We start from the raw sequence: 23,239 nt of genomic DNA on the forward strand, positions 1-23,239 counted from the left end.
TGACGGTGGCGACGGTATGCAACCACACGAACGGACACCCGCCTGGAGAAACGGAGGAGATGTTCTGGACTGGACCCTTCGACAGTCAGTGCGCCGACTGCCACAACGTCGATCAGGCGCGTCTGGAACGAGGTGCGGTGCAGGTCCGAGGGTGCGATGAGGACGGGTGGCCGGTCGGCTGAATGGTTCCACGGCATCGCGTTCCACGCTGCGCAGGGTAGGGGGGGCGAATTGTTTGGGTCGATTCGGACCTAGACCGACCGTCCCCCGTTCTTCGCGCATCCACAGTTGGAAAGACGACCCCCTCAAGGTGGGGAAACGATGGCAAATCCCCGCACGCCAGCGGCGAAAGCGGCAGTGTCTGGCGCTGCGGCAAAGAATCCGCAACGGCATCGAAATCGGAAGACGCCCAAGGGGCCGAAAGCGATCGGCACCCCGTACAAGGGCATGACCAAGGAGCAGGTGGCCGTCTGGAAAGAGCAGGTGGATAACATGCCCTGGCTGCACGCTGGGCACCGCCTCCTGCTTCGCCAGGTTTGCATCTTGGCCGCACGAATGGCGACCGACCCCGATATGGGTGTTTCCGCGATGCAGGCGCTTGGCTCACTGCTATCCAAGCTCGGAGCAACCCCGGTGGATGAGACGAAAGTGAATCATGGCTCAGGCGAAGACGAAGACCCGGACGACAAGCACTTCTAACTGCCGGACCAGTGAGTATCCGTTGGCAGTGGTCGAAGGCAAGACCGTCGCGGGCCCCCACGTGCGCAACGCCTGCCGGCGCCATCTCAAAGACCTGGAGGACGCTCACGAGCGTGGCCTCTACTTCGATCGAGAGGCCGCCGACAAGAAGATCGCCTTCTTCGAAGAAGTGCTGCGCCTCAGCGAGGGCCAGTTCGAGGGCAAGCCGTTCAAGCTGCACCCCAGCCAGGCATTCAAGATCGGCAGTCTGTTCGGCTGGAAGCAGGCGGACGGCACCCGGCGCTTCCGCCGCGCATACATCGAGGAGGGCAAGGGAAACGGTAAGTCGCCGATGGCCGGTGGGATCGCGCTCATCGGGCTTTGTGCCGATCAGGAGGCCGGCGCCCAGGTGTACGCGGTGGCCTCGCACAAGGATCAGGCCGGAATCCTGTTCCGGGACGCCGTGAAGATGGTGAAGGCGTCACCGGCGCTGAAGAAGCGGCTGGAGTTCTCGGGCGGTGAGGGCAAGGAATACAACATCGCCCATCACAAGTCGCAGAGCTATTTCCGGCCGGCGTCTCGTGACGTTGGCAAGACTGGATCGGGCTACCGGCCGCACTTCGTCCTGGCCGACGAAGTGCACGAGATGGCAGACGGCAAGATCATCGAAATGATGGAGAACGGCTTCAAGTTCCGCCGTTCCCCACTGCTGTTCATGATCACCAATTCGGGCAGCGACCGGAACAGCGTTGCCTGGGCAGAGCATGAGCATGCCGTCAAGGTGGCTGCTGGCCACCACGAGGCCGTGAACGATCCGACCTTCGTCGGAGACGTCATTGATGACCGCACGTTTTCGTTCGTGTGTGGGCTTGATGAGGGCGACGAGCCGCTCGAGGATCCGGCCTGCTGGGTGAAAGCAAACCCGATGCTGGGTATCACCATCACGGATGAATACCTGCAGGGCCGGGTTGACCTGGCCAAGCAGATCCCGAGCAAGCTCAACGAGATCCTGCGACTCAACTTCTGCATGTGGACCGACGCCGACCAGGCGTGGATGAGCCGCGAAATTGTCGAGCCTGCGATGCAGTCGTTCGACAGGACGCAGCACCACGGCAAGCGCCTACATCTCGGGCTGGACTTGTCGCAGAACCGCGACATTACGGCTCTAGGTGCGGTGGTGGAGACCGGATCGAAGGAGGTCCTGGTTGAGGTTGAGGGCAAGAAAACCCTGGTCAACAAGCCAACGTTCGATGCGTGGGTGGAGGCGTGGACGCCGGGCGATACGGTCAAGGCTCGCGAACTGCGCGACAAGCTTCCTTACAGCACCTGGATTGCCAAGGGTCACTTGCACGCCCCGAAGGGGCAGACGATCAGCTACCGGCATGTCGCGCAGACGGTGGCCGAGTACGACCGGGACTTCGAAGTTGTCCAAGTGGCTTACGACCGGTACGCCTTCCGACAGTTCGAAGAGGAAGTGAAGGAGCTGGGGCTTTCCGTCTCGTTCGTGGAGCACCCGCAGGGTGGCCTGAAGAAGGGCAAGCCCACGGAGGCCGCAGTAAAGGCAGCTGCCGCAGCCGGCAAGCCCCAACCGGAAGGGCTCTGGATGCCCGGATCGCTACGGCTGTTCGAAGAAGCCCTGCTGGAAGGGCGCGTCCGCTTGTTCGGAAACCCTGTGCTGGTGTCCGCAATCATGTCGGCCGTCATTGAGAGCGACAAATGGGAGAACCGCTGGCTGTCCAAGGCGCGTTCAGTCAACAAGATCGACGCCGCGGTGGCGGTAGTGATGGCCTTCGGCTCCGCACATTCATCGGTAGCGCCCGCCTCTGTCTATGAGCAGCGGGGCATCCGATTCTTATAGGAAGCGCAATGTCCAGGTTCAACGAAGAAGACCTTAAGTCGCTGGACCGGCTCTGGAATCCACCGCCGGCGGCGCCACCAGGTGCACGCGCTGAGGCCGGCCAGTTCACGGGAATGGATGATCCGGCACTGCTGGAGTTCATCCGATCACAGGGCGGCCACGGCGGCGGTGGCTACCAGATGCGCAACATGGCGGTACTCCGCTGCCTGTCTCTGATCTGCGGGACCATTGGCATGCTGCCGCTGAACCTGGTCGAGTCTGGCGGAAAGAAGCGGATAGCCACCGAGCATCCCGCGCACCGCCTTCTGAAGATCAAGCCAAACCCGTGGCAGACGCCGTTGGAGTTCAAGCGGCAGATGGAGCTGGCCAGGCAGAGGCACGGGGATGCCTACGCACGGATCGTGTGGTCAGCAGGCCGGCCAATCCACCTGATCCCACTGGACTCCCTCGCGGTGCGGGCTGAGCTTGGCGACGACTGGCGCATGCTCTACCGGTTCAACAGCAAGAAGCGTGGCGAGGTCATCCTCAAGCAGGAGGAAGTGCTGCACATCCGCGACCTATCCGTGGACGGCGTGACCAGCCTGTCCAGGATGAAGTTGGCAGACCGCGCCATCCGTCTTGCGCTGGATGCGGAACGGGCAGCAAGCCGGATCTTCGAGACCGGCAACATGGCCGGCGGCGCCATTGAGGTGCCGAATGCGCTTAGCGATGTGGCCTACGAGCGCATGCGAACCTCACTCGATACCGAGTATGCGGGCGCAAGCGCGGCGCAGCGATGGATGCTGCTGGAAGAGGGGGCTGAGGCCAATAAGTTCGGCAGCACCGCCCAGGAAGCCCAGCACGTCGAGAACCGCAGCGCACAGGTGGAGGAGGTGGCCAGGCTCTACGGCGTCCCCCGACCGCTCCTGTTCCTCAGCGACACCAGCTGGGGCACTGGCATCGAGCAGCTGGGGATCTTCTTCCTGCAGTACACGATGCTGGAGCACTTCACCAACTGGGAGCAGGCGGTCGCGCGATCGCTAATCGACGAGCGGGACCTGGAACGCTACCAGCCGAAGTTCAACGTGCGGGCGCTGATGCGCGGCACGCTCAAGGATCAGGCCGACTTCTTCAAGGCCGCCCTGGGCTCGGGTGGTACGGCACCGTTCCATACACAGAACGAGGTCCGCGACCTGCTGGATTACCCCGAATCGGATCAGCCCGGGGCAAATGACCTGATCAACCCCATGACACAGAAGGGAAAGAGCAATGAGCCTCCGGCAGCTGCCTGAAATCCGTGCCGAGCGACGGCTCGGCGCCGCCCAGTTCGACATGCGGCCCGATGCTCTCGAACGCTGGGAGCCCGAAGTTCGCGCCGCGGGCAACGACGCGAACAGCATCTCGATTTATGACTCCATCGGCGAGAACTGGGAGGGAACCGGCGTCACCGCCAAGCGGATCAGCGCGGCCCTTCGTGCCATCGGCGACAGGGACGTGGTGGTGAACATCAACTCCCCTGGCGGTGACTTCTTCGAGGGGGTCGCCATCTACAACCTGCTGCGCGAGCACCAGGGCAGGGTGACCGTCCAGGTCATGGGACTGGCCGCGTCGGCGGCGTCGGTGATCGCGATGGCCGGCGACGAGATCCTGATGGGCGATGGGTCTTTCCTCATGATCCACAACGCCTGGGCGGTGGCCATCGGCAATCGGCACGATATGTCCGACGCGGCCAAGCTGCTGGAGCCGTTCGATACGGCAATGGCCAAGGTCTACGCGGCCCGCTCGGGTGTAACCGAGGCCGAAGCGGCGCGGATGATGGACGCCGAGACCTGGATCGGCGCAGGCCAGGCGGTGGAAAACGGTTTTGCCGATGGTCTGCTCGATGGTGCCGCCGCCACCAAGGATGCCAAGCAGGCATCGGGTGGGCGCAAGGCTCTGGCCTTGGTCGAGGCGGCCATGGTCAAGGCAGGTCACTCCCGATCCATGCGGCGCGACACGCTGAAATCGCTGTTCAACGGCAAGCCGAGCGCTGCCGGGTCCGCTACGCCGAGCGCTGGCGGCAACGAAACCTCGGCCCTGTTGCAGGGCCTTCTCGACAACATCAAAGCCTAAGAGGCCAACACATGACCAAGATGACCCACGGCCGCATTCCGCGCGGCCTCGTTTCCGTGCGCGCCGACGGCGGCAGCCAGCCCGATGTGAAGGCGCTGGTGGAGTCGCTGAACAAGGCATTCGCCGACTTCAAGGCCGAGCACACCAAGCAGCTGGAAGAGATCAAGAAGGGCAGCGCCGATGCACTGCAGGCCCTGAAGGTCGACAACATCAACGCCGACATTACCCGCCTGCAGGCGGCGGTCGACCAGGCCAACACCCAGATGGCCGCCTTCCAGATGGGCGGCGGTTCGGCCGGCGGCGGTGGCGTCGCGGACGCCGAGTACACCGACGCGTTCCGCGCACACTTCCGCCGCGGCGAAGTCCAGTCCGCCCTCAACAAGGGCGCGGCCAACGAAGGCGGCTACCTGGCCCCGGTCGAGTGGGACCGCTCGATCACTGATCGCCTGGTCATCGTCTCGGACATGCGACAGCTGGCCACGGTCCAGCCGTGCTCGGGCGAAGGCCTGACCAAGCTGTTCAACACGGGCGGCACTGCCTCCGGCTGGGTGGGCGAAGCCGCGCCGCGTCCGCAGACCGGCACGGCGCAGTTTGCCGCGCTGAGCTTCGGCTGGGGCGAGATCTACGCCAATCCGGCGGCCACCCAGCAGCTGCTGGACGACGCCGAGATCGACCTGGAAGCGTGGCTGGCCGGCGAGGTCGAGCTGGAGTTCGCAAAGCAGGAGGGCGATGGGTTCTTCTCCGGCAATGGCGTCAACAAGCCGTTCGGCATCCTGACCTACGTGGATGGCGGTGCCAACGCGGCAAAGCACCCGTTCGGCGCTATCAAGGCGGTGAACAGCGGCGTGGCCGCCGGCATCAATGGCGACAGCATCATCGACCTTGTGTACGACCTGCCCTCGGCCTTCACGGCCGGCGCGAAGTTCGCGATGAACCGCAAGACCCAGGGCGCGGTGCGCAAGCTCAAGGACGGGCAGGGCAACTACCTGTGGCAGCCGTCGCTCGTGGCCGGCCAGCCCTCAACCCTCGCCGGGTTCCCGGTGCAGGACGTGGCGGCGACGCCGGATGTGGCCGCCAACGCAATCGCCATGCTGTTCGGCGACTTCAAGCAGACCTACACCGTCTATGACCGCAAGGGCGTGCGCGTGCTGCGCGACCCGTACACCAACAAGCCCTACGTGATGTTCTACACCACCAAGCGCGTGGGCGGCGGTGTGCACAACCCCGAGCCGATGCGCGCCCTCAAGATCGCGGCCTCGGCCTGATCACCACCTGCCGGGCGGCCTCTCGCCGCCCGGCATCCAACCTGTGATCGAGGAGCCGCAATGGAAAAGCTCATCAAGCCCTTCCGTGGAGTGCCGGAAGGCGAGATCTATCCCGTCCAGTTCGCCGCCGGCGATGACTGCCCGCCCGAGCTGGTGGCAGGTGCGCTGTCGGTTGGTGCCCTGCGCCTGGCCGCGCAGCTGCCGCCGCTGGGCGCACTGGAGAGCCAGGCCCATGAGGTGCCGGACCTGTCTGCCTCCGAGGTGCAGCTGGCTGCCACCTCCGCCTCCGGCGACGCCGAACCCCAGGAACGCGAGGCCAGCACCAGTGACTCCGCTCCGGCGACGGACAAGGAATCGCTGATCGGGCAGCTGGAAGCTGCGGGCATTCCTTTCGACAAGCGCTGGGGGGCGGGGAAGCTCTCTGCTGCACTGGCCGAAGGTAAGAAGGAGTAAGCCATGCCCCTGTTGACGCCTGAGCAGTGCCGCGCCCAATGCAGGGTCGATGGGGATTACGCCGATGCCGAGCTGGCGGCGCTGCTCGCATCGGCCGAAGACGCGGCGGCGGCATACCTAAACCGGTCTCTGTTTTCCGACCAGGCAGCACTGGCCGGCGCCTTGGACGCGTTCCCGGCTGCTGCGGCGGCAGCTGCCTCGGCCTACTCCGCATCCATGACGGCCACAGATTCTGAGCCTGACGCGGCCAAGGCAGCGGCGATGCGCTCCGTCGCGAGGCAACGCAAGGCTTCGGCTGACCTAGCGTTGTCGCGGGACTTGGCGGGAATGGTCGTCAACCCGAGCGTGGTTGCAGCCGTCCGGTTGACCCTGGCGCACTTGTGGGAGAACCAGGGCGCGGTGGTTATCGGTGCCACCGCCGTCGAGTTGCCGCTAGGCGTGATACCACTCCTGCGGCCCTATCGGCGGGTGATGACGCCATGAGCGCCAAGAACCTGAGAATCAAGCTTTTCAAGCCCACCACGACGCGCGACGACTACGGCGAAGAGGTGGAAGCTTTCACTGAGGCTGGCGAAGTATGGGCAGCAGATGAGCCGCTGTCCCTGCGCAGCACAAGCGCTGTGCTCGGGGTTGGGGCCGGTGCGCTGAACGCTCCGGATCTTCGGTGGATGACGGTGCGCGTCAACCAGGATATCCAGCCGGGATGGCGGGTAGCGCGGACAACTGGGCGCGACGCCGACAAGCAACTGCTGGTGATCGCGGTGCGCGCCTCCAAGTCGCCGCTGGACATGCACCTGATAGCGAGGTTGCAGCATGGTTGACTTCGATATCCATATCACCGGCCTGAGCGAGCTGGAATCGGCGCTACTGGCGCTTTCGGACAAGGCCGCGCGTCGTGCGCTCCGAAAGGGCATGCGCCGCGGAGCAATCGTGGTCCGAAACGACGCACGCAATCGCGTCAGGATTGCGCGGGGAAAGCTGCGGCGTTCTATCCGGGTACGGGAGCGCAGCGATGATCAGGGCTGGATGCGGTTTGCTGTTGAGGTGCCGCGCTCGGCGTTCTATGGCAAGTTCGGCGAGTACGGTACTTCGAAGATGGCCGCCTGGCCGTTCATGCGCCCGGCAGCTGAGTCCAAGGCCGAGGAGGCCGTAGGCACCATGCGTGACGCTCTTGGCGAGGGGATTGCGGATGAAATGCGGAGGGCCCGCTCATGAGTCTGGATACTCGCCTCACGGCGGCCGCAAACACGATCACCAAGGCGTTCTACCCGTTTCCGGCCCCAAAGGACCGCCCGCTGCTGTACGTGACGTATCAGCGCGCAGGCGGCAAACAACACGCGACGCTGAACTCGGGCACCGGTGCCGAAAAAGGCGTGTTCCAGATCGATGTGTGGGGCCCGAAGAAGGGAGCTGTCCGGGAACTTGCTGACCGACTCAAGGATGATCTGCAGGACCTGCTCAAGGTCGGTGAGATCACCGACAACCCCGATGACTACGAGGCGGAAACCTCGCTTCACCGCGCCAGTTTCGACGTGACTGTGTGGGCCTGAGTGCTCGCCACCACTGCCACCAACAGGCCGCCCACGGGCGGCATTTTTCTATCCCAAGGAGCCACCATGGCCAAGAACGAAGCGATTTCCGCACAGAACTCTGCGCTCTACGTGAAGAAGGGCACTGCGCCCACCACGCCGAACGACCCGGCCGGCTATACCGAGGTCGACGGACTGACGGGCTTCCCGTTCGGCCGGGGCCAGGCCAACACCCTGGACGCAACCAACCTGAAGTCCGCGCAGGTCGAGAACATCGCAGGCCTGGCCGGCGGCCAAACCGTGCAGGTTGCCGGCCACCGCTGGCCGGTGGGCAAGTCGGCGGGCCAGGAGATCCTCCGCGATGCCGATCCCGACGAGGACCTGCATTTCCTGATGGTGCTCCCCACCGGTGATGCCGCCACTTTCGTGGGCAAGGTGGCCGGTTTCAACGTCACCCCGGGCACCAACGCGGTGCTGACCTTCACCGCGGACCTGCTGCCGCGTGACTTCGCCATCGTCATCCCGCCGACCGGACCGTAAGCCATGACCCTGCTGAACAAGAGCCAGATCCTCGCCGCTTCGGACCGCAAGACCGAAGACCTGGAGGTCAAGGAGTGGGGCGGAACCGTCCGCATCTCCACCATGTCGGCCAGCGACCGCGACAAGTGGGAGCAGGACACCTACGGCGGCGAGAAGACCAAGACCGAGGACTTCCGCGCCCGGTTCGTGGCGCTGTGCCTGGTGGATGACAAGGGCGACCGCCTGTTCACCGACAAGGACGTGGCGCAGCTGGGTGCCAAGTCGGCCGCGGCGCTGGACCGCGTGTTCCGGGCCGCGCAGAAGCTCAACGCGCTGGGCGACGCCGCCATCGAGGCCGCCGAAAAAAACTGACAAGCCGGCCTGAGCGCCGGCTGCAGTTTCGGATCGCGTGGCGGCTTGGCTACGCGCATCCTGACCAGTTGCTGGCGGGGATGGATTCCCGCCAGCTGACGGAGATGTACGCGTTTGCCCGTATGGAACCGCTGGACCAGCCCCTGCAGGACATGCTCGCCCAGCTGACCGACGTGCTGGCCCGGGTTCATGGCAACGAGACCAGCCCCAAGGACTTCCTCCTCGTCAGGGAGGCGCCGAGGGCACTGGGAGAAGATGCTGCCCGAGCCCAGCAGATCGCCGAGCTGTTCCAGGCAGCGTCGGCCAGGAATTCAGTGCACTAAGTGCTGGCGTTGCCGGCGCTTGGGGAAAGGCATACTTGGGGCCCCGTTATGTGAGGTCGAGCATGGAAGGTAGCCAGGACTCTCAAGCAGCCGATACTTCGGCGCCTGTTGACGTGCAGCAGGAGATCGCTCGCATCGGTAGCAGCTTCCTGCCCGAGGCGATCAAGACAGCCGGGCATCTGTCATTGGTGGCAGGTGTTGCAGTGGGCGGGTACGCCATGTATCACCCATCAATCTCATTGTTCGTTCTCGCGGCAACGACGCTTCTGTCTGCACCGTTTCTCTATGGCTTCGCCGACATTGTCCTGAGCCTGCGCAGGCTTTGTATTAAGCCCTGAACAATCCGAGACCGGCTTTTGAGGGCTGCCTTCTGGCGGCCCTTTTTATTTGGAGCAATTCATGACCTCGACGGCCGCGACCATCGATGTACAACTGCGCGCGAGCACTGCCGCTTACCGTGCCGAGATGGTCAACTCTGCGCGTACTACCACGCAGCAGCTTGGCCTGATCCGTAAGGAGGCCTCACACACAGCGGTTTCCATTGCGAACCTCAACAAGGCGGCGGTTGGATTCGTAGGCTTCGAAGCGGTCAAGAGTGGCGTGTTGGCACTCTTGGATGCGCAGAAGTCGATCCAGCAAATCCACTACGGCCTCATGGGTGCTACGGGGTCGGCCCAGGCCGCAGACAAGGCCTACGGCTTCGTCGCGCAGACCGCGAAGGACCTTGGCCTGAACCTGGAGGAGGCTGGCAAGAGCTTCACCAGCATGTCGGCGGCCGCCACCGCGAACGGCATAGCCATGAAGGATCAGCAGGAGCTGTTCCGGCAGCTGTCCCGTTCGGCGACCGTGATGCACCTCACCAGCGAGCAAATGGGGCGAGCCACCACGGCGCTAGGGCAGTCCTTCAGCAAGGGCAAGTTCCAGGCCGAGGAACTCCGGCAGCAACTTGGCGAAGCAATCCCTGGCATTGTGCCTCGCTTCATGCAGGCGGTTGCCAAGATGAACGAAGGAACGGCTCTTGCTGGTAAGTCCTTCGACAAACTACTGCAAGACGGTGATCTGAGCGTCCAGAAGTACCTTCCAGCGATGATCAAGGCGCTGGAGGCGTCCGGAACAGGAGCGGAGGAAGCCGCAAAGGGCCTGAGTGCAGAGCTGAATCGACTGTCCACGGCCTGGTTCAACTTGAAGGTCAAGGCCAGCGGCGGAGTGTTCAGCGATGCTGCCATCTCGTCCGTTCGTTTCATGGCCGAGAACCTGGAGAATGTCGCCGGTGCGGCGACGTTGGCTGCGGGTGTCATTGCTGGCCGTCTCGTTGGCGTCGGTGTCGGGAGGGCATATAGCGCAGTTTCCGCACCGATTTCTGATCGCATGGCTGCATCCAGCCAGGCATCGGATATGGCGAACGTCGCGCGGGAGCGCGTCAGAGAGGCCGCCGCTACGGTCAATCAGGCTCGGGAATCCGTTCGTCTCACGGCGACATGGAAGGCCCAAGCAGCGGCTGCTCAGGATACTGCTCGAGAACAACGGGCCATGGCCGCTGCTGCCTACGAGGCGGCCCAGCGGACGTTGGATCACCAACGGGGTTCCGCTACGCTGTCGGCGAACCTTCGGGCGCAGAAGGACGCAGAAGCTGCAGTTGTTGTCAGCAGGCGTAATCTGGCGCGTGCGCAGGCGGAGTACAACGCAGCATCTCTGTCCGGTGCACGGGCAGATGCAGCCTCTACCGCGGCGAAGGGGCGGCTTATCCTGGCCCAAGAGGCTGCTGCCGTCGCAACCAAGAACCTCACCGCGGCGCGGGGAAGGGAGGCCGCCGCAGCATCGGCGTCATCGCTTGGCGGAATGGCGGCAAACGGATTGCGCAGTGCTGGAAGCGGGCTGCTCGCCCTGGCCGGTGGCCCGTGGGGAGCCGCAGCGATTGCCATTGGTGGTGTGGGCATCGCATACATGGACATGGTGCGCAAATCCCAACAAGCGAGAGAGGAGTACGCACAGCAGGTCAAGTCTCTAGGTCTTCTGGCCTACCAGATTTCGGATGTTACGGAGAGATTTCAAAAGTTCGGTAGTGAGATCTCTCTTAAGGATTTCATCGGACAATGGAATGAGGCTGCGCAGAAGATCAAGCAGTCGGAGGAACGTGCGAGGGCGCTTGAGGCCGCTGTCCGCAACTATCAGGCGCTGGTGGATCAAGGGAGAACGTCCACGCGCGAGGGCTCGGGGCTCACGATTGTTGGTGACATGGAACGCCTCGCTGACGCGAAGGCGGATCTGAAAAAGTTCCAAGAGGAGGTCGCCCCGACTCAAGCCAAGTTCGAGGAAATGTCGACGGTTCTTCGATCACGCCTGACACCTGAGCTGTTCGATGCTGCAAAGGCAGCGGCAGCCCTTGGTAATGAGAAGCTGGAGGAGTTTCTGGCAGCGCTGCCTGAGGCGGCCAGGCGTGCAGTAGACGCAGGGAACGCGATCCAAGGAATGCTTTCTGGCTTGCGAACCGATAGTTGGAAAGATCAGGTCGAGTGGATCAAGAAATCCAAAGGCGAGTACGCGGCATGGATGGCCGAGCAAGGCAAGGTCATCAACGACAATGGAGGTGTCCAGGCTCTGACACCACAGGAGCGGGCATCTTTCAACGCTGAAGCCGCCCGGAAGAAGGCGCACTTTGAGCGTATGAAGCAGCTCGAGGATGAAAAAAAGTCCAACGCTGCGGCTACCCGCTCAGGAATCGCCAACGGCAAGGCCCAGGAGAGCCAGTACGCGTCGATCACAGATCGGATCAAGCGACAGATTGCCCTCGACAAGGAGCAGATGGGCCTGACCGACGACATGACGGCGGCGCAGAAGCTCCAGGTGGTCATCACAAACGAGCTGGCCTCGGCCAAGAGCAAGCTGAGCGAGGAGGAGCAGAAGCGCGTCAAGGCGTTGCTTGAAGAGGCGGTGGCTCAGGGCAAGGCTCTGGCGGCGCAGGAGTCCGCGAAGAAGGCAGCGCAGGACATGCTGCGGCTCCGGAAGGAGCTGAGCGAAGCCGCCGTTACCCAGCAACAGGGCAACGCAATCGACCTGGCCGGCATCGGCACTGGCAGCGAGCAGATGGAACGCTTGCGCCGCCAGCTGCAGCTCAAGGAAGACTACGACCGCCGCCTGTCCGCCCTCAACGACCGCAACGCCAGTGCCAACAACGGCAACGGCTACACCAGCAAGCAGTACGCGCAGCAGCTGGACGAGCTGGACAAGTACCACAAGGAGGCACTGGGGCGGGAGGCGCAGTACCAGGCGGAGCGCCAGAGTTCGATCACCAACTGGTCGCTGGGCGCATATCGAGCCTTTGAGGACTATCGCTCTCAGGCGGCCAATGCGGCAGAGCTGAGCAATCAGGCGTTCACCAACGCATTCCAGGGAATGGAAGACGCGCTGGTGAACTTCGCCATGACCGGGAAGCTGAGCTTCAGCCAGCTGGCCAACTCGATCATCGCCGACCTGGCCCGGATCGCAGCCAAGCAGGCAACGTCCGCGCTGTTCAATGCAGCCTTCAACGCCTTCGCCGGCCCGGTTGGCGCCGTGCAGCGAGAGAAGATCGTTCCAGGCTTCGATGGCGGCGGCTATACCGGCCACGGCGGGCGACTGGAGCCAGCCGGCATAGTCCACAAGGGCGAAGGTGTGCTCAGCCAGGATGACATGCGCGCGCTGGGCGGGCCTTCGGCCTTCCACGCACTGCGTGCCTCGCTGCGGCGCGGCTACGACGCAGGCGGCATCGGTGGTCAGGTGCCTACGCGCGTCGCGGTGAGCAGGCGTGCCAGCGGGCAGAGCGAACCGCTGGTTGAGATCCACAACTACAGCGGAAGCCCGGTCAAGCAGCGCGAGGAGTCGCGGACCATGCCCGATGGCTCGGAGATCCGGAAGCTGATCGTTCAGATTGGCGCTGAGGAGCTGGATGGTGGTTCGTGGGGCAGGGTTGGTCAGGCCCGCTACGGGTGGCAGGACAGCGGCAGGTAATCGGGTGGGCGCAGGAACCGCTGCGCCCACCTATTTGAAAGAGAAGAGGCAAAGAGCAATGGAGACCTTCCCGAGCTATGCCGAGATCCGATTCGCGGACTACGGCGAAGAGTTCGACCCTGCGGTGGAGCGTACCGAGATGGAGCGGGGCGTGCCGCGGCAGCGACTGCTGAATACCCATGTCATCCAGACAATCGAGGCGTCGGTGCAGTTCCGCTCGGCGCAGGCAGTGGCCGATTTCGAGGCATGGTACTTCGACAACCTCAAGCGCATTGGCTGGTTCAACATGGAGCACCCCCGCACCGGTCGGATCATTCGCGCCCGTTTCCAGGGCGGGAAGATCGGCAAGCTGCAGCCGCTCAACACTCAGTTTCGATTCGCCAAGCGCGATCTGGTTTTGGAGTACATGCGATGAGCACATTCACCGAGCGCCGGCAGCGTACCGACGACACCAGCGGGATCCTGCTCCTGCTGGAACTGAGCGCCCCGTCCTTCGTTGAGGTGCTGCGCATCGTCAACGACACGGCCGACTGGGTGAGCCAGGGCAAGATCTACACGGGCTTCCCCTTCGGCTTCAAGCTGCCCGACGACATGGGCGGGCAGGCGCCGCGCGCCCAGCTGGTGCTGGACAACGTGGGCCGCTCGATTACCGAGGACCTGGAGCGGATGCAGCCTGGCGAGCTGGTCACCGCCCGGCTGATGATTACCGACCGGGCCGACCCCAACGTGATCGAGGCTAGCTACGACCTGCCGATGACGCAGGTTGTGGTCAACAGCCGCACCGCGTCGGCCCAGCTGGGCGTGGACTTCCTGACCCGCCAGCAAGCGGTCACGCTGCGCGCCAACCCGTTCACCCTGCCGGGCATCTTCTGATGCGCCCGGCAGAGGTGGAACGGTTCGTCGGCATTCCCTACGACGGCGATCACTTCGATTGCGCCGACCTGGTGGTGCTGGTGCAGCAGCAGCTGTTCGGCCGGGCCATCACGCTGCCAGGGCGCCGCCCCCGCGGGCTGCAGGGCTCGGCCGAGCTGGGCGCGCTGTCGCGGCCCTATGCGCATCGGCGGGACGGACCGCCGGAAGATGGCGACCTTGTTCTGATGATCGATCAGGGACACCGAAACCCCGGCCATGCCGGGGTTTTCTTCTTTCTGGCCCATGAGGGCTGGGTTCTCCACAGCAACGAGTGCAACGGCTGCAGCGTGCTGCACCGGGTGCGCGATCTGCCCGGCTTCGGGCTGCGAATCGAGGGTTACTACGCATGGGCCTGATGCAAGCGCCAACCGATGCCGGCCGACTGATCATCACCCCGCATCCGGTGATGCTGGACGGCCAGCAGAACCTGCAGGCCGACCTGCGCCCGGGGGAGAGCCTGTATGGGTTCCTCGCGCGCCATGTGCACGGGCTGGACGGACAGGCATGGGTGGTCACCATCGGCGGCCGGCCGGTGGAACGCCACCTGTGGTGCAACGTGTACCCGAAGCACGGCCAGGTGATCGAGGTCCGCGCCGTGGTAGGCAAGAGCGCTATCCGCCTCGTAGCGATGATCGCGCTTACCTACTTCACTTTGGGTGGCGCGTCCATCGCGGGCTTCAGCATCGGCACATCCACGGCGCTGGGCACGACCATCGCCCGAATCGCGGTTTACGTCGCCGGCAGCTTGCTCATCAACAAAGTGCTGGGGCCTAAGTTGCCCAGTGCCGCAGCGACGGCGCCGGCGGATACGGCGTTCTCGATCTCGGCGCCCCGGAATCGCGCCCGCGCCTATGAGCCTCTGTCACTGCTGTTCGGCAGCGTGCGCATCGCCCCCGACGTGGCTAGCAAGCCGTACATGCACTACGAGGGCGACGAGCAGTACCTGTCGCTGGTGCTTACGCCGGGTGTGAATGTGGGGCGTGTCGAAGCGCTCTACAACGGCGACGCGCTGCTGAGCACCTACGAGGGTGTGCAGGTCTGGCACAACGGCTTCCCGGGCATGCCCAGCCAGGCCATTCCGCTCTACAGCAATTCCGCAAGCGTCGACGGCGGCACGATCCTGGACACCAGCAGCGATCCGAAGCACACCCCGAGCAAGTGGATTCAGCGCACCAGCGCGCCCGGTGCCATCCGCCTGCAGGTGAACATGGACTTCCGCATCTTCGACGCCGATTCGAAGGGGCGCGAGTACGAGAATCGGGAGCAGATCCAGATCCAGTACCGCGCCGTGGGGGAGAGCGCTTGGCGCCCGTTCGGCACCTATTCGGTGTCCGGCCGCACGCAGAAGTCGCGCCGGGCCACCTACGGGCTGGACGTGGCGCCGGGCCAGTACGAAGTGCAGGTGCGCACCACCGGCCAGAACACCGACGGGAACAACGCGCAGGCCAGCTTCACCTGGACCAACCTGGTGAGCGTGATGGCCGACACCGCCAGCTATGACGGCATCCCGCGCATTGGTATCCGGATGAAGGCTTCCGGCCAGCTCAACGGCAGCCCCGACGAGCTGCGCTGTGTGGCGCATTCCCTGCCGATCCTGGTGTGGAAGGGCGACGCCATCGGCTGGGTCACGGAGGAAAGCAGCAACCCCGGTGCGCAGATCCTGGCCTATGCCCGCGGCATCAAGTCGCCGGCCGGCGTGCGGATCGGCGGCATGGGGCTACCCGACAGCCAGATCGACGTGGAAGCCCTTAAGGCCTTCATGCTGCACTGCGCGGCCAATGGTTTCACCTACGACTACCTGGTGACCGACAAGCGCAACCATCAGGCGGTGATGGATGCGATTGCGCTGGCCGGCTTCGGCCAGATCGCCTGGCCCAAGGGTCGGCTGGCGGTGGTGTGGGCCGCCGATGAGCAGCCGCTCTCGGGCGTGGTCAACATGGCCACCATCAAGAAGGGCCAGTTCCAGGTCGAGTACACCCTGGCCAACGGTGCCGACGGCATCGAGTACAGCTACCTGGACCGGGCCACTTGGGAGGCCCGGACCCTTCGCGTTCCCGCGCCGGGCGTGTCTACCATGCTCAACCCGGCGCAGGTGACCGGTGAGGGCGTCACCAGCGAGGCGCACGCGGCCACCCTGGCGCGCTGGCATCTGGCGCAGAGCCTTTACCAGTACAAGTCGATCAGCTACAGCACCAACATTGAGCATCTGGCCTATGGCCGCATGTCGGTGCTGGCGCTGCAGCACGACCTGACGCAGTGGGGCTTCGGTGGCCAGGTGCTGTCGGCCACGATGGGGCCGGGCAGGGCGGTCACGCTGCAGCTGGACGTGCAGGTGCCTGGGCGCGCGCAGGCAAGCGCCTACATCGGTCTGCGGATCCCGGGCGAGCGGGTGTACCGCGTGTTGCGGGTGCGCCCGTTCACCGGTGAGAGCGATCAGCTGGTGCTGGCCGATCCGTGGCCGACCGATGCGGCGCTGCCCGGCGACAGCGAGGGCAATCCAGCCTGGGACACCATCTGGATTTACGACTTCAAGCAGACGCCGGGCTACCGGGTCCGCGTGGTGGCGATCCAGCCGGAGAACGACCTTAAGGGCGCTTCGGTCGACGTGGTGGCCGAGGGGCCGGAATACTGGCATTACGTCAAGACGGGCGAGTACATCCCGCCCGACAGCGGCTCGCAGCTCGGCACGCGGCCGGTGGCCAGCAATCTGCGCATCACCGAGCGCCAGGTGGTGCAGGGCGACACGGTGTTCTCCGAGCTGCAGGCGTCCTTCGATATCTCCGGGCCGGTGGGCGAAATTCGGGTGCTGTCGGACCTGGACCAGAATGCGGAGCTGGAACAGGTCGCGTCGACCACGACGCGCACAGCCAGCTGGCGCATTCCGCGCGCCGGCGTCTACCCGATCACGGTTCGCCCCTACAGCCCGGACGGCCAGGCCGGCGTGGCGGTGACGGTGACCTATGCCACCCAAGGCGCCGACGTGCCGCCGGTGCTGGTGGACCTGTTCGACGTGGAGGAACGCAGCGGCGGCGTGCGCCTCTACACCTGGGGCTGGCTGGGTAGCACCACCCGCTCGCCGGACTTTGCCGGCGTCGAGATCCGGTACATGCCGGGGAAGGTGGCAGCGCCGGACTGGCACGCGATGACGCCGGTGGGCGAGACGGGCTACCACACCGCGCCATTCGAGAACGTCATTCCGGAATCGGGCGACTGGACCTTCGCCTGCCGCAGCGTGAATACCTCGGGCGAGCTGTCCACGGAAAGCCGGGTGGTCATGAAGACCCTTGGCCAGAACCTGGGCGAGGTGCTCGATACGACGGTCCAGCAGATGATCGACCAGCAGCGGCAGATCGACCAGGAGAAGGTCGACCGCTTCAACGAGGATGCGCGCGTGTCGCAGCAGGCCGCGGCCGACGCAACGGCCAAGGCCAATGCGGCGCGGGATGCGGCGATTGCCCATGCCGATGCCATCGCTGCCATCGTGTCGGATATCACCGAGGCCGACGACTGGGTGGCGCCCAAGACGTACCCGGCCGGGGACTTCGTCAAGCACGGCGGCAAGCTCTACCGCGCGCTGCGGGAGAGCACCGGAGCCGAGCCGGGGCTCAGCCCGGAGGACTGGCAGCTGATCGGCAACTTCGCCGGCGTCGGCGAGGCGCTGGCCGCGTCCATCGATATGTCGTTCCAAAACGCGTCCGACCTGGCCGCCGAGGCCGGCCGCATCAATGCGATCCTCGCCCGAATGCCGGCTGGCGACGGCAAGGTGGCCTCGGTCGAGGCAGTCGATGCGGTCAACGCGCGCGTGGAGCAAACCGAGGGCGGCGTGCGCGCGGTCGGGGAGCGGACCACCTCGCTTGAGGCGCAGCTCAGCTACAAGCACGCCGGGGACCGCGACTGGAACGCCGGCGACATGAACGTGCGCGCCGGTGTGCGCACCTGGCAGTCGGTCATGGCCGAAGGTGACCGGGCGGTGGCCAAGCGAGTGGATGCCACCAATGCCGAACTGGGTTCGTTCAAGGCTGGGACCACCAAGTCCATCGAGGTGATCGCCACCAAGCAGGCCGCGCAGGCTGAGCAGATCGAGCATGTCGGGGCCGAGCTGGAGGGAAAGGCATCCGCCGATGCCCTGCGGCAGGTCAGCAGCAGGGTGGAGCAGACCGAGGGAGGGCTGCAGGCCGTCTCTGGCCAGCTGGAGTCGGTGAAGGCCGATCTGGGTGGCAAGGCCAGTGCGCAGGTCGTGCAGGGGATGGAGGCACGCGTGGTCCAGACCGAGCAGGGGCTGCAGTCGGTCCGGGCCCGGGCATACCTGAAGGTGATCGCCGACGCCGGCCAGGGGCCGTTGATTGGCGGCATGGAGATCGACAACGACGGCAACACGGTGGCCACGCGGTTCGTGAGCAGCCAGTTCGAGATCCTGACCCCTAACGCGGCCAGCGGGATCGAGATCCGCGATGGCTATCACCGGGTGTGGAGTGCCAACGCTCAGCGCATCATCGGCGTCGGGTTCGGCAAGCCGGCTGATCGGCTCATGGACTACTTCGGCCCGAACGTCGGTGCAGCCAATGCGTCCAAGCTCAACGCCACGATGTGGATGGACATGGACGGCAACGCGTACTTTGGCGGCGCTCTCCGCGCGGGTGCGATCAACAGCGGCGGCCAGTTCAATCTCAACAACGCCAATTGGGACAGCGCTACCTACCTGAGCGTAATGCACGCGGGGTCACAGGGGCGGCCCAAGGTGGTGTTGCGCTGGGCACGGCTAAGTGCAGAGGCGGTCTCGTTCGGCAATGCCTCGCTGCCCACCCGCACAGGCACGATGCGCCTGCGCCTGTGGCGGGATAGCACGCTGCTGTCGGACCAGAGCATTACCGCCTCCTCGGTCAACGTCTATGAGCCCGACTCGAACCGCACGCTCACAACGCAGACCTGGGAGTGGCCGCAGCTGTCGATCACCGACACGTCCAACGCCACCGGCAACGTGCCGTACCGCATGCAGATCGACTTCACCGGTGGCACCCGCTACGACATTCCCGCGTCTGTGGTCGGAGCCCTGCCAAGTGTTGCGGTGTTGAACATCATCGAAAGCTAAGCGCGCAGCGGCAGCGGGCCCTTCGGGGCTCGCTGCCATGCCCGCGCATCAGGAAAGGGACAAGAGCAATGGCTCAGAAGAAAACCGACCAGACGACACTCAATCCGGATGGTAGTCACGGCGATGACGCGTTCACCGCCTTTGCCATCTTCAACGACAACGCTGATGACGCAGAAGCCAGGCTGCACGCGCTGGAGACCGGTGCCGGTGGGGTGGGGCAGGACGTGGCAGCCTTGCAGTTGGGGCTGCAGCAGGAGAGCCAGGCCCGACAGCAGGCGGATACGGCCGAGGCGCTGGCGCGCCAGCAGGCCGATGCTGCCCTGGATCTGCGGGTTGATGGGCTCCGCGGCCGGATGCTGGGTGACAACGCGCTGATCAACGGCGATTTTGACGTCTGGCAGAGGGGAACATCGTTTACCGCTACGGCGGTATACGGTCCTGATCGCTGGTTCATCCAGCAGGGCGGTGTGACCGGCCAGTCCTTTGCCAAGAACGCCTTGTCTCTTGGCGACGTCAATTTCCCGGCCAGTGAAAGCAACCTTTTCGTCACGCTCACCGGGAACAGCAATGCCAGCGGCGCGCATCAGGTGTTTGAACAACGCGTTGAGGATTGCCGGACCTTCGCAGACGTGCCATCCACGCTGAGCTTCAGGGTGTTCAATCCAGGCGCAGCTGGGCGCAAGATCGCCGTTGAGTTTGCGCAGACCTTCGGGGCAGGTGGCTCGGCAACCGTGCTGGGAATTGCTCCACAGGTGTTCACCTTGGCCGCTGGCCTGAACATCATCACCAAGACCGTTACGCTTCCGTCCATCGCAGGAAAGACGGCAGGTGCAGGTAGTGCAGCGGTGGTCGCCATCTGGACCACGGCGGGCTCGGATTTCAGTGCGCGCACCGCCGGGCTGGGCTTGCAGACAGGCTCTCTGTACTTCGGAAAAATGAAGTGGGAAGCCGGGGCGGTGGCAACGCCCTTTGCGCGGCGGCCGCCAGGGGCAGAGTTGCTGCTTTGCTACCGGTATGGGGAGCCCATCGGCCTCATCGCCGATTCGCAGGGCGCCAACTACACGCCGTATTCCTACAAGGTGCCGAAGCGCGTTGTTCCGACATTGACCGTGCTCGGCAGTTCGATCGCACCGGCGGTATTGAACGCGCGGGGCTCCACAACCTGGTTCAGCATGGACGGGCGCGCGCCCACCTCTGTGGCCAGTTACTGCTTTGCCGACGCGGAGCTTTGATCATGTACCAACTGACTGCAGACCCCTCCGTCGTCTACTGTCCCGAGCGCCAGTCGTGGATCTCCGAGGGCACCTGGTTGTGGGACCAGTACCAGCTCTGGCTGAAAGAGGGCAACACGCCGGCGCCCATCGGGCCGAGCTATGCGCTCCACTCGCCCGAGCACTTCCGCGCGATCCGCGACCAGGCGTTTACGTGGATGCGCGGCGCGGCCGTGGCCCGCGGCTATGACAGCATCGAATCGTGCGCCAGCTACTACAACAGCGGCGTGAGCCGGTATCGCCTCGAGGCGCGGGCGATGGTGGCCTGGCGCGATGCCGTGAACCAGCAACTGGAGCAGCTGGTGCTGGCGCCGCCGACGGGCATCGAGACCTGGGACCAGGTGCGAGCGCTGCTGCCCCAGCCGGAGGCCTTCGCCTGGCCCGAGAGGGCCGAGCTGCCGCTGGAGACCGGGAGCCCTGCCGTAGTTCTCTAAGCCACCTGTTGCAGCAGGTCCTCTCGGTTGTTCCGCGGCGTGTTCAATGCGCAGCTGAAGTGGTACTCCACCGTGGCCGGCGGCTTGCTGGCCGCCATCCACTCATCGATCTGGCCGATCTGCAGCCACACAGGCATGCGGTCGTGGACGTCGGCCGAAACGCTGCTGCTGTCCCCCTCACCTGGAGAAGTGACCCTATGGGCGCCTCATTTCGACTGGAGTAATCTACTCCCGGACAGTCAGGCCTCGGAACAAGTAGGAAGACTGGCCTCGCTTGAGGCGTATGCGCCAACTACCTATCAATGCCGCGAAGCTAAAGGTTATGAGTGACATATGGAAGAACGTCCAGTCCCCATGAACTCTCTTGCCCTGACTCTCGATACCATTTCCAGTGGCACTCCATGCGCCATTCCCAAGAGTTGGCTGCAGGGGCGTACGGCCTATGGAGGTCTTTCCGCAGCGATGGCATTGCAGCTGGCGATGAAAGAGCACTCGACGGACTTGCCCCCGTTGCGAACAGCTCAGATATCGTTCATCGGCCCGGTCACGGAGTCAGTCTGTTTCCGGACGGAGGTGCTGCGCCGAGGAAAGTCGGTAACTCAAATCGGTGTTGATGGGCATGTGGCGGATGCATTAGCCGTGAGGGCGTCCTTCTGCTTTGCTGCGGAACGTCAAAGTGCCATCCATCACATGCGCGCTCAGCGCCCAGACGTAGGCCCGCCGTCGGACTACGACAAATCTATCGCTTGGGCGAACCCGCCTGGATTCTTTCAAAACTTCGATGTTCGATTCGTTGGAGAATCGCTCCCCGATTCATCGTCCACCGTCCCTGAACTTCTGGCCTGGGTGCGGCTTCGTGATGCCGATGGCATAAGAGCAGAGGTCGCCCTCATGGCGACGGGGGATTCTTTGCCGCCGGCAGCGATGGCAATGTTTGCCGGCCCAACCCCAATAAGTTCGATGAACTGGACAATCGACTTGGTTGGCCCTGCAGGAACGCCGGGATGGCTCTTGCTTCGATCACGCAGCCTAGCTGCTTCGAATGGATATTCATTCCAACTAATGGAGATCTGGGACGTTCACGGCAATTTGGTCATGTTGAGCACGCAGACCGTTGCAGTCTTTGGCTGAACCCTTTGCAGTCGCTGCTTAAGCAGCGCTTCAAGCAGCGCGGTGGCGGCGCACGTGCAGTGGACAGAGGGTAGGGCTCTGGCCATAGTCAAAGCTGGCCAGTAGACGTGCCCAGTAAGCATCCTCAACGTACTGATCAGCCGTGATAGCCCCGCCAGCCGTGCCCGGGGCGTGCAGGAACCGGGGAAACTGTGACAACGATCCGGCGGCCTCAACATGACGCTTACGCCGCCAGGTCTACGTTCGGGGTCCCCAGATGAGCCCGGAGTAGGTCATGCCCAACAGGGCGGTGGTGTTTGTCAGCGAGGCCCATGGCGGGCTGAGTCAGGCTCGCCTGTCAACGATCATGGCCGATGCCGAGCGCTTCAACCGCAATGCAGGGGTAACTGGCATTACGCTGTTCGACGGGCGGCGTTTCCTTTCCTATATGGAGGGGCCGCCAGATGGCCTTGATGTCGCATTCTCCAGAGCGGTCGGGGCAACGAGCCATTCGGGATTGATCGAGATTGCGCGTGGGCGGGTAGGGCAGCGACGCCTGCCGTACTGGCCAATGCGATCGCTTCCGGTGCAGCCCGATGAGCTTAAGGCGTTGGCCTTGGCGGACTGGACCAGCTTCACGCAGCGTGGAGGCAGGGATGGGACACCCCTGACGGCTATGGATCTCCTTGTGGCATACGTAGAGCCCTACGCGATCGCAGCGTAGGGAAGTGCTAAGCCCGGCTGCGCTGCTTGGCTGCGGCTTGTTCGGCGCACCTAGAGTGCGGCCTTGCAGGAAACGGTGTCAGCGCCTGTTGGCAGATTCATGCTCGATCTGTTCGCTCAGCAGCGCCAATGCTTGCTGGAAGGCAGCACTGAAGATCGCACTGCCGTTGCCGGCATGCACGTCAGCAATTCCTGGTAGCAGCGCGCTCCAACTTCCATGCAGGTTCGTCGGATCAGGGTGGGTGATGATCAACGCTCTGAGGCCGTACTCAAGGGCCTTGATGTAGCCTCTCTGGGCCTCGAGATCAGTCTCGCAGGCTTCTAAGCGATCGAGAATTGCAGCAGTTGTGATCGTCATGATTTTCGAAGGCGGCCACCTATGGGGCGTTGAGAATAGTCTGCGCGTGCCTCTACCCGTGTAAATCGCGCGTCGCGCCTGCACCGATTCCGAACGATTCAGGCTGGTCGCCGCCGCGTTCGCAGGATCTGCGACTGCCGGCTGTATTCTCGCGACCATGCTGCTTCCCCAAGACTTTTACTGGACGACGCTGTCAGCCAGCCGGACAAACGACCCCTTGACCGTGATCGCCTCCCACGGGGTGTGGGTAGTGGCCATGGCCCAGCG

General features: G+C 64.2%; 25 protein-coding genes. 23 read left to right on the top strand and 2 right to left on the bottom strand.

The genetic code is table 11. From position 1 onward, the window contains the following. Positions 1–321: 321 nt before the first annotated feature. From Q0P60_RS13550 to Q0P60_RS13650, 21 genes are all read left to right on the top strand, one after another. Positions 322–699, top strand: a complete 378-nt coding sequence (locus Q0P60_RS13550; RefSeq protein WP_294994235.1) for a hypothetical protein — start codon at positions 322–324, stop codon at positions 697–699. A gap of 28 nt (positions 700–727) precedes the next feature. Next, complete coding sequence (locus tag Q0P60_RS13555) at positions 728–2,536, top strand: terminase TerL endonuclease subunit (RefSeq protein WP_294994406.1); 1,809 nt, start codon at positions 728–730, stop codon at positions 2,534–2,536. A gap of 8 nt (positions 2,537–2,544) precedes the next feature. Further along, positions 2,545–3,807, top strand: a complete 1,263-nt coding sequence (locus tag Q0P60_RS13560) for a phage portal protein (RefSeq protein WP_294994238.1) — start codon at positions 2,545–2,547, stop codon at positions 3,805–3,807. Next, positions 3,785–4,627, top strand: coding sequence for a head maturation protease, ClpP-related (locus Q0P60_RS13565; RefSeq protein ID WP_294994241.1), 843 nt, complete (start codon positions 3,785–3,787; stop codon positions 4,625–4,627). Before Q0P60_RS13560 ends, Q0P60_RS13565 begins: the two co-directional genes overlap by 23 nt. An 11-nt stretch (positions 4,628–4,638) precedes the next feature. Then, the gene (locus Q0P60_RS13570) at positions 4,639–5,892 is read left to right on the top strand and encodes a phage major capsid protein (protein WP_294994244.1); all 1,254 of its coding nucleotides are present in this window, start codon (positions 4,639–4,641) and stop codon (positions 5,890–5,892) included. 60 nt (positions 5,893–5,952) lie between these two features. Continuing rightward, positions 5,953–6,345: a hypothetical protein gene (locus Q0P60_RS13575; protein ID WP_294994247.1), complete on the top strand. Its 393-nt coding sequence runs from the start codon at positions 5,953–5,955 to the stop codon at positions 6,343–6,345. A gap of 3 nt (positions 6,346–6,348) precedes the next feature. Continuing rightward, on the top strand, positions 6,349–6,828 hold the full coding sequence (locus Q0P60_RS13580; RefSeq protein ID WP_294994249.1) for a head-tail connector protein: 480 nt from the start codon (positions 6,349–6,351) through the stop codon (positions 6,826–6,828). Next, positions 6,825–7,166 (top strand): head-tail adaptor protein, encoded by a 342-nt coding sequence (locus tag Q0P60_RS13585; RefSeq protein ID WP_294994252.1) that lies wholly within the window; start codon positions 6,825–6,827, stop codon positions 7,164–7,166. Before Q0P60_RS13580 ends, Q0P60_RS13585 begins: the two co-directional genes overlap by 4 nt. Then, complete coding sequence (locus Q0P60_RS13590) at positions 7,159–7,560, top strand: HK97-gp10 family putative phage morphogenesis protein (protein WP_294994255.1); 402 nt, start codon at positions 7,159–7,161, stop codon at positions 7,558–7,560. Before Q0P60_RS13585 ends, Q0P60_RS13590 begins: the two co-directional genes overlap by 8 nt. Beyond that, positions 7,557–7,895, top strand: coding sequence for a DUF3168 domain-containing protein (locus Q0P60_RS13595; protein ID WP_294994258.1), 339 nt, complete (start codon positions 7,557–7,559; stop codon positions 7,893–7,895). The genes Q0P60_RS13590 and Q0P60_RS13595 overlap by 4 nt, the downstream gene beginning before the upstream one ends. Positions 7,896–7,961: 66 nt before the next feature. Next, positions 7,962–8,414, top strand: a complete 453-nt coding sequence (locus Q0P60_RS13600; RefSeq protein ID WP_294994261.1) for a phage tail protein — start codon at positions 7,962–7,964, stop codon at positions 8,412–8,414. A gap of 3 nt (positions 8,415–8,417) precedes the next feature. Further along, entirely contained in the window at positions 8,418–8,765 is a 348-nt protein-coding gene (locus Q0P60_RS13605; protein WP_294994264.1) for a hypothetical protein, read from the top strand. An 80-nt stretch (positions 8,766–8,845) separates the two neighbouring features. Then, a complete protein-coding gene (locus tag Q0P60_RS13610) occupies positions 8,846–9,088 on the top strand; it encodes a hypothetical protein (RefSeq protein ID WP_294994267.1) in 243 nt (80 codons plus the stop codon). A gap of 62 nt (positions 9,089–9,150) precedes the next feature. Further along, positions 9,151–9,426 (top strand): hypothetical protein, encoded by a 276-nt coding sequence (locus Q0P60_RS13615; protein WP_294994270.1) that lies wholly within the window; start codon positions 9,151–9,153, stop codon positions 9,424–9,426. A gap of 61 nt (positions 9,427–9,487) precedes the next feature. Then, positions 9,488–13,075 (top strand): phage tail tape measure protein, encoded by a 3,588-nt coding sequence (locus Q0P60_RS13620; protein ID WP_294994273.1) that lies wholly within the window; start codon positions 9,488–9,490, stop codon positions 13,073–13,075. 58 nt (positions 13,076–13,133) lie between these two features. Next, the gene (locus tag Q0P60_RS13625) at positions 13,134–13,490 is read left to right on the top strand and encodes a hypothetical protein (protein ID WP_294994277.1); all 357 of its coding nucleotides are present in this window, start codon (positions 13,134–13,136) and stop codon (positions 13,488–13,490) included. Next, positions 13,487–13,948: a DUF1833 family protein gene (locus Q0P60_RS13630; RefSeq protein WP_294994280.1), complete on the top strand. Its 462-nt coding sequence runs from the start codon at positions 13,487–13,489 to the stop codon at positions 13,946–13,948. The genes Q0P60_RS13625 and Q0P60_RS13630 overlap by 4 nt, the downstream gene beginning before the upstream one ends. Further along, entirely contained in the window at positions 13,948–14,343 is a 396-nt protein-coding gene (locus tag Q0P60_RS13635) for a peptidoglycan endopeptidase (protein WP_294994282.1), read from the top strand. The genes Q0P60_RS13630 and Q0P60_RS13635 overlap by 1 nt, the downstream gene beginning before the upstream one ends. A 50-nt stretch (positions 14,344–14,393) precedes the next feature. After that, positions 14,394–19,076, top strand: a complete 4,683-nt coding sequence (locus tag Q0P60_RS13640) for a host specificity factor TipJ family phage tail protein (protein ID WP_294994285.1) — start codon at positions 14,394–14,396, stop codon at positions 19,074–19,076. A gap of 68 nt (positions 19,077–19,144) precedes the next feature. Beyond that, on the top strand, positions 19,145–20,308 hold the full coding sequence (locus Q0P60_RS13645) for a hypothetical protein (RefSeq protein ID WP_294994288.1): 1,164 nt from the start codon (positions 19,145–19,147) through the stop codon (positions 20,306–20,308). Between the two features lie 2 nt (positions 20,309–20,310). Continuing rightward, a complete protein-coding gene (locus Q0P60_RS13650; RefSeq protein WP_294994291.1) occupies positions 20,311–20,781 on the top strand; it encodes a hypothetical protein in 471 nt (156 codons plus the stop codon). On the opposite strand, the gene Q0P60_RS13655 is transcribed toward Q0P60_RS13650, so the two are convergent. Then, complete coding sequence (locus Q0P60_RS13655; protein WP_294994294.1) at positions 20,778–20,918, bottom strand: hypothetical protein; 141 nt, start codon at positions 20,916–20,918, stop codon at positions 20,778–20,780. The two genes, Q0P60_RS13650 and Q0P60_RS13655, sit on opposite strands and share 4 nt — an antisense overlap. A 217-nt stretch (positions 20,919–21,135) precedes the next feature. On the opposite strand from Q0P60_RS13655, the gene Q0P60_RS13660 reads away from it, so the two are divergent. Together Q0P60_RS13660 and Q0P60_RS13665 are read left to right on the top strand one after the other, a co-directional pair. Then, a complete protein-coding gene (locus Q0P60_RS13660; RefSeq protein ID WP_294994297.1) occupies positions 21,136–21,912 on the top strand; it encodes a thioesterase family protein in 777 nt (258 codons plus the stop codon). Positions 21,913–22,186: 274 nt separating this feature from the next. Beyond that, a complete protein-coding gene (locus Q0P60_RS13665) occupies positions 22,187–22,615 on the top strand; it encodes a BLUF domain-containing protein (protein ID WP_294994300.1) in 429 nt (142 codons plus the stop codon). A 78-nt stretch (positions 22,616–22,693) separates the two neighbouring features. On the opposite strand, the gene Q0P60_RS13670 is transcribed toward Q0P60_RS13665, so the two are convergent. Further along, a complete protein-coding gene (locus tag Q0P60_RS13670) occupies positions 22,694–22,972 on the bottom strand; it encodes a hypothetical protein (RefSeq protein ID WP_294994303.1) in 279 nt (92 codons plus the stop codon). Positions 22,973–23,239: the final 267 nt, after the last annotated feature.

It is taken from the genome of uncultured Stenotrophomonas sp., assembly GCF_945952405.1.
GTDB lineage: Bacteria > Pseudomonadota > Gammaproteobacteria > Xanthomonadales > Xanthomonadaceae > Stenotrophomonas.

Bases quoted from the DNA above. Each gene is read 5' to 3' on its own strand.
- Q0P60_RS13620 (WP_294994273.1), top strand. From the start codon at position 9,488: ATGACCTCGACGGCCGCGACCATCGATGTACAACTGCGCGCGAGCACT.
- Q0P60_RS13605 (WP_294994264.1), top strand. From the start codon at position 8,418: ATGACCCTGCTGAACAAGAGCCAGATCCTCGCCGCTTCGGACCGCAAG.
- Q0P60_RS13630 (WP_294994280.1), top strand. From the start codon at position 13,487: ATGAGCACATTCACCGAGCGCCGGCAGCGTACCGACGACACCAGCGGG.
- Q0P60_RS13665 (WP_294994300.1), top strand. From the start codon at position 22,187: ATGCCCAACAGGGCGGTGGTGTTTGTCAGCGAGGCCCATGGCGGGCTG.
- Q0P60_RS13640 (WP_294994285.1), top strand. From the start codon at position 14,394: ATGCTGGACGGCCAGCAGAACCTGCAGGCCGACCTGCGCCCGGGGGAG.
- Q0P60_RS13615 (WP_294994270.1), top strand. From the start codon at position 9,151: ATGGAAGGTAGCCAGGACTCTCAAGCAGCCGATACTTCGGCGCCTGTT.
- Q0P60_RS13650 (WP_294994291.1), top strand. From the start codon at position 20,311: ATGTACCAACTGACTGCAGACCCCTCCGTCGTCTACTGTCCCGAGCGC.
- Q0P60_RS13590 (WP_294994255.1), top strand. From the start codon at position 7,159: ATGGTTGACTTCGATATCCATATCACCGGCCTGAGCGAGCTGGAATCG.
- Q0P60_RS13655 (WP_294994294.1), bottom strand. From the start codon at position 20,918: ATGCCTGTGTGGCTGCAGATCGGCCAGATCGATGAGTGGATGGCGGCC.
- Q0P60_RS13645 (WP_294994288.1), top strand. From the start codon at position 19,145: ATGGCTCAGAAGAAAACCGACCAGACGACACTCAATCCGGATGGTAGT.
- Q0P60_RS13575 (WP_294994247.1), top strand. From the start codon at position 5,953: ATGGAAAAGCTCATCAAGCCCTTCCGTGGAGTGCCGGAAGGCGAGATC.
- Q0P60_RS13580 (WP_294994249.1), top strand. From the start codon at position 6,349: ATGCCCCTGTTGACGCCTGAGCAGTGCCGCGCCCAATGCAGGGTCGAT.
- Q0P60_RS13610 (WP_294994267.1), top strand. From the start codon at position 8,846: ATGGATTCCCGCCAGCTGACGGAGATGTACGCGTTTGCCCGTATGGAA.
- Q0P60_RS13550 (WP_294994235.1), top strand. From the start codon at position 322: ATGGCAAATCCCCGCACGCCAGCGGCGAAAGCGGCAGTGTCTGGCGCT.
- Q0P60_RS13600 (WP_294994261.1), top strand. From the start codon at position 7,962: ATGGCCAAGAACGAAGCGATTTCCGCACAGAACTCTGCGCTCTACGTG.
- Q0P60_RS13670 (WP_294994303.1), bottom strand. From the start codon at position 22,972: ATGACGATCACAACTGCTGCAATTCTCGATCGCTTAGAAGCCTGCGAG.
- Q0P60_RS13560 (WP_294994238.1), top strand. From the start codon at position 2,545: ATGTCCAGGTTCAACGAAGAAGACCTTAAGTCGCTGGACCGGCTCTGG.
- Q0P60_RS13570 (WP_294994244.1), top strand. From the start codon at position 4,639: ATGACCAAGATGACCCACGGCCGCATTCCGCGCGGCCTCGTTTCCGTG.
- Q0P60_RS13635 (WP_294994282.1), top strand. From the start codon at position 13,948: ATGCGCCCGGCAGAGGTGGAACGGTTCGTCGGCATTCCCTACGACGGC.
- Q0P60_RS13660 (WP_294994297.1), top strand. From the start codon at position 21,136: ATGAACTCTCTTGCCCTGACTCTCGATACCATTTCCAGTGGCACTCCA.
- Q0P60_RS13585 (WP_294994252.1), top strand. From the start codon at position 6,825: ATGAGCGCCAAGAACCTGAGAATCAAGCTTTTCAAGCCCACCACGACG.
- Q0P60_RS13625 (WP_294994277.1), top strand. From the start codon at position 13,134: ATGGAGACCTTCCCGAGCTATGCCGAGATCCGATTCGCGGACTACGGC.
- Q0P60_RS13595 (WP_294994258.1), top strand. From the start codon at position 7,557: ATGAGTCTGGATACTCGCCTCACGGCGGCCGCAAACACGATCACCAAG.
- Q0P60_RS13565 (WP_294994241.1), top strand. From the start codon at position 3,785: ATGAGCCTCCGGCAGCTGCCTGAAATCCGTGCCGAGCGACGGCTCGGC.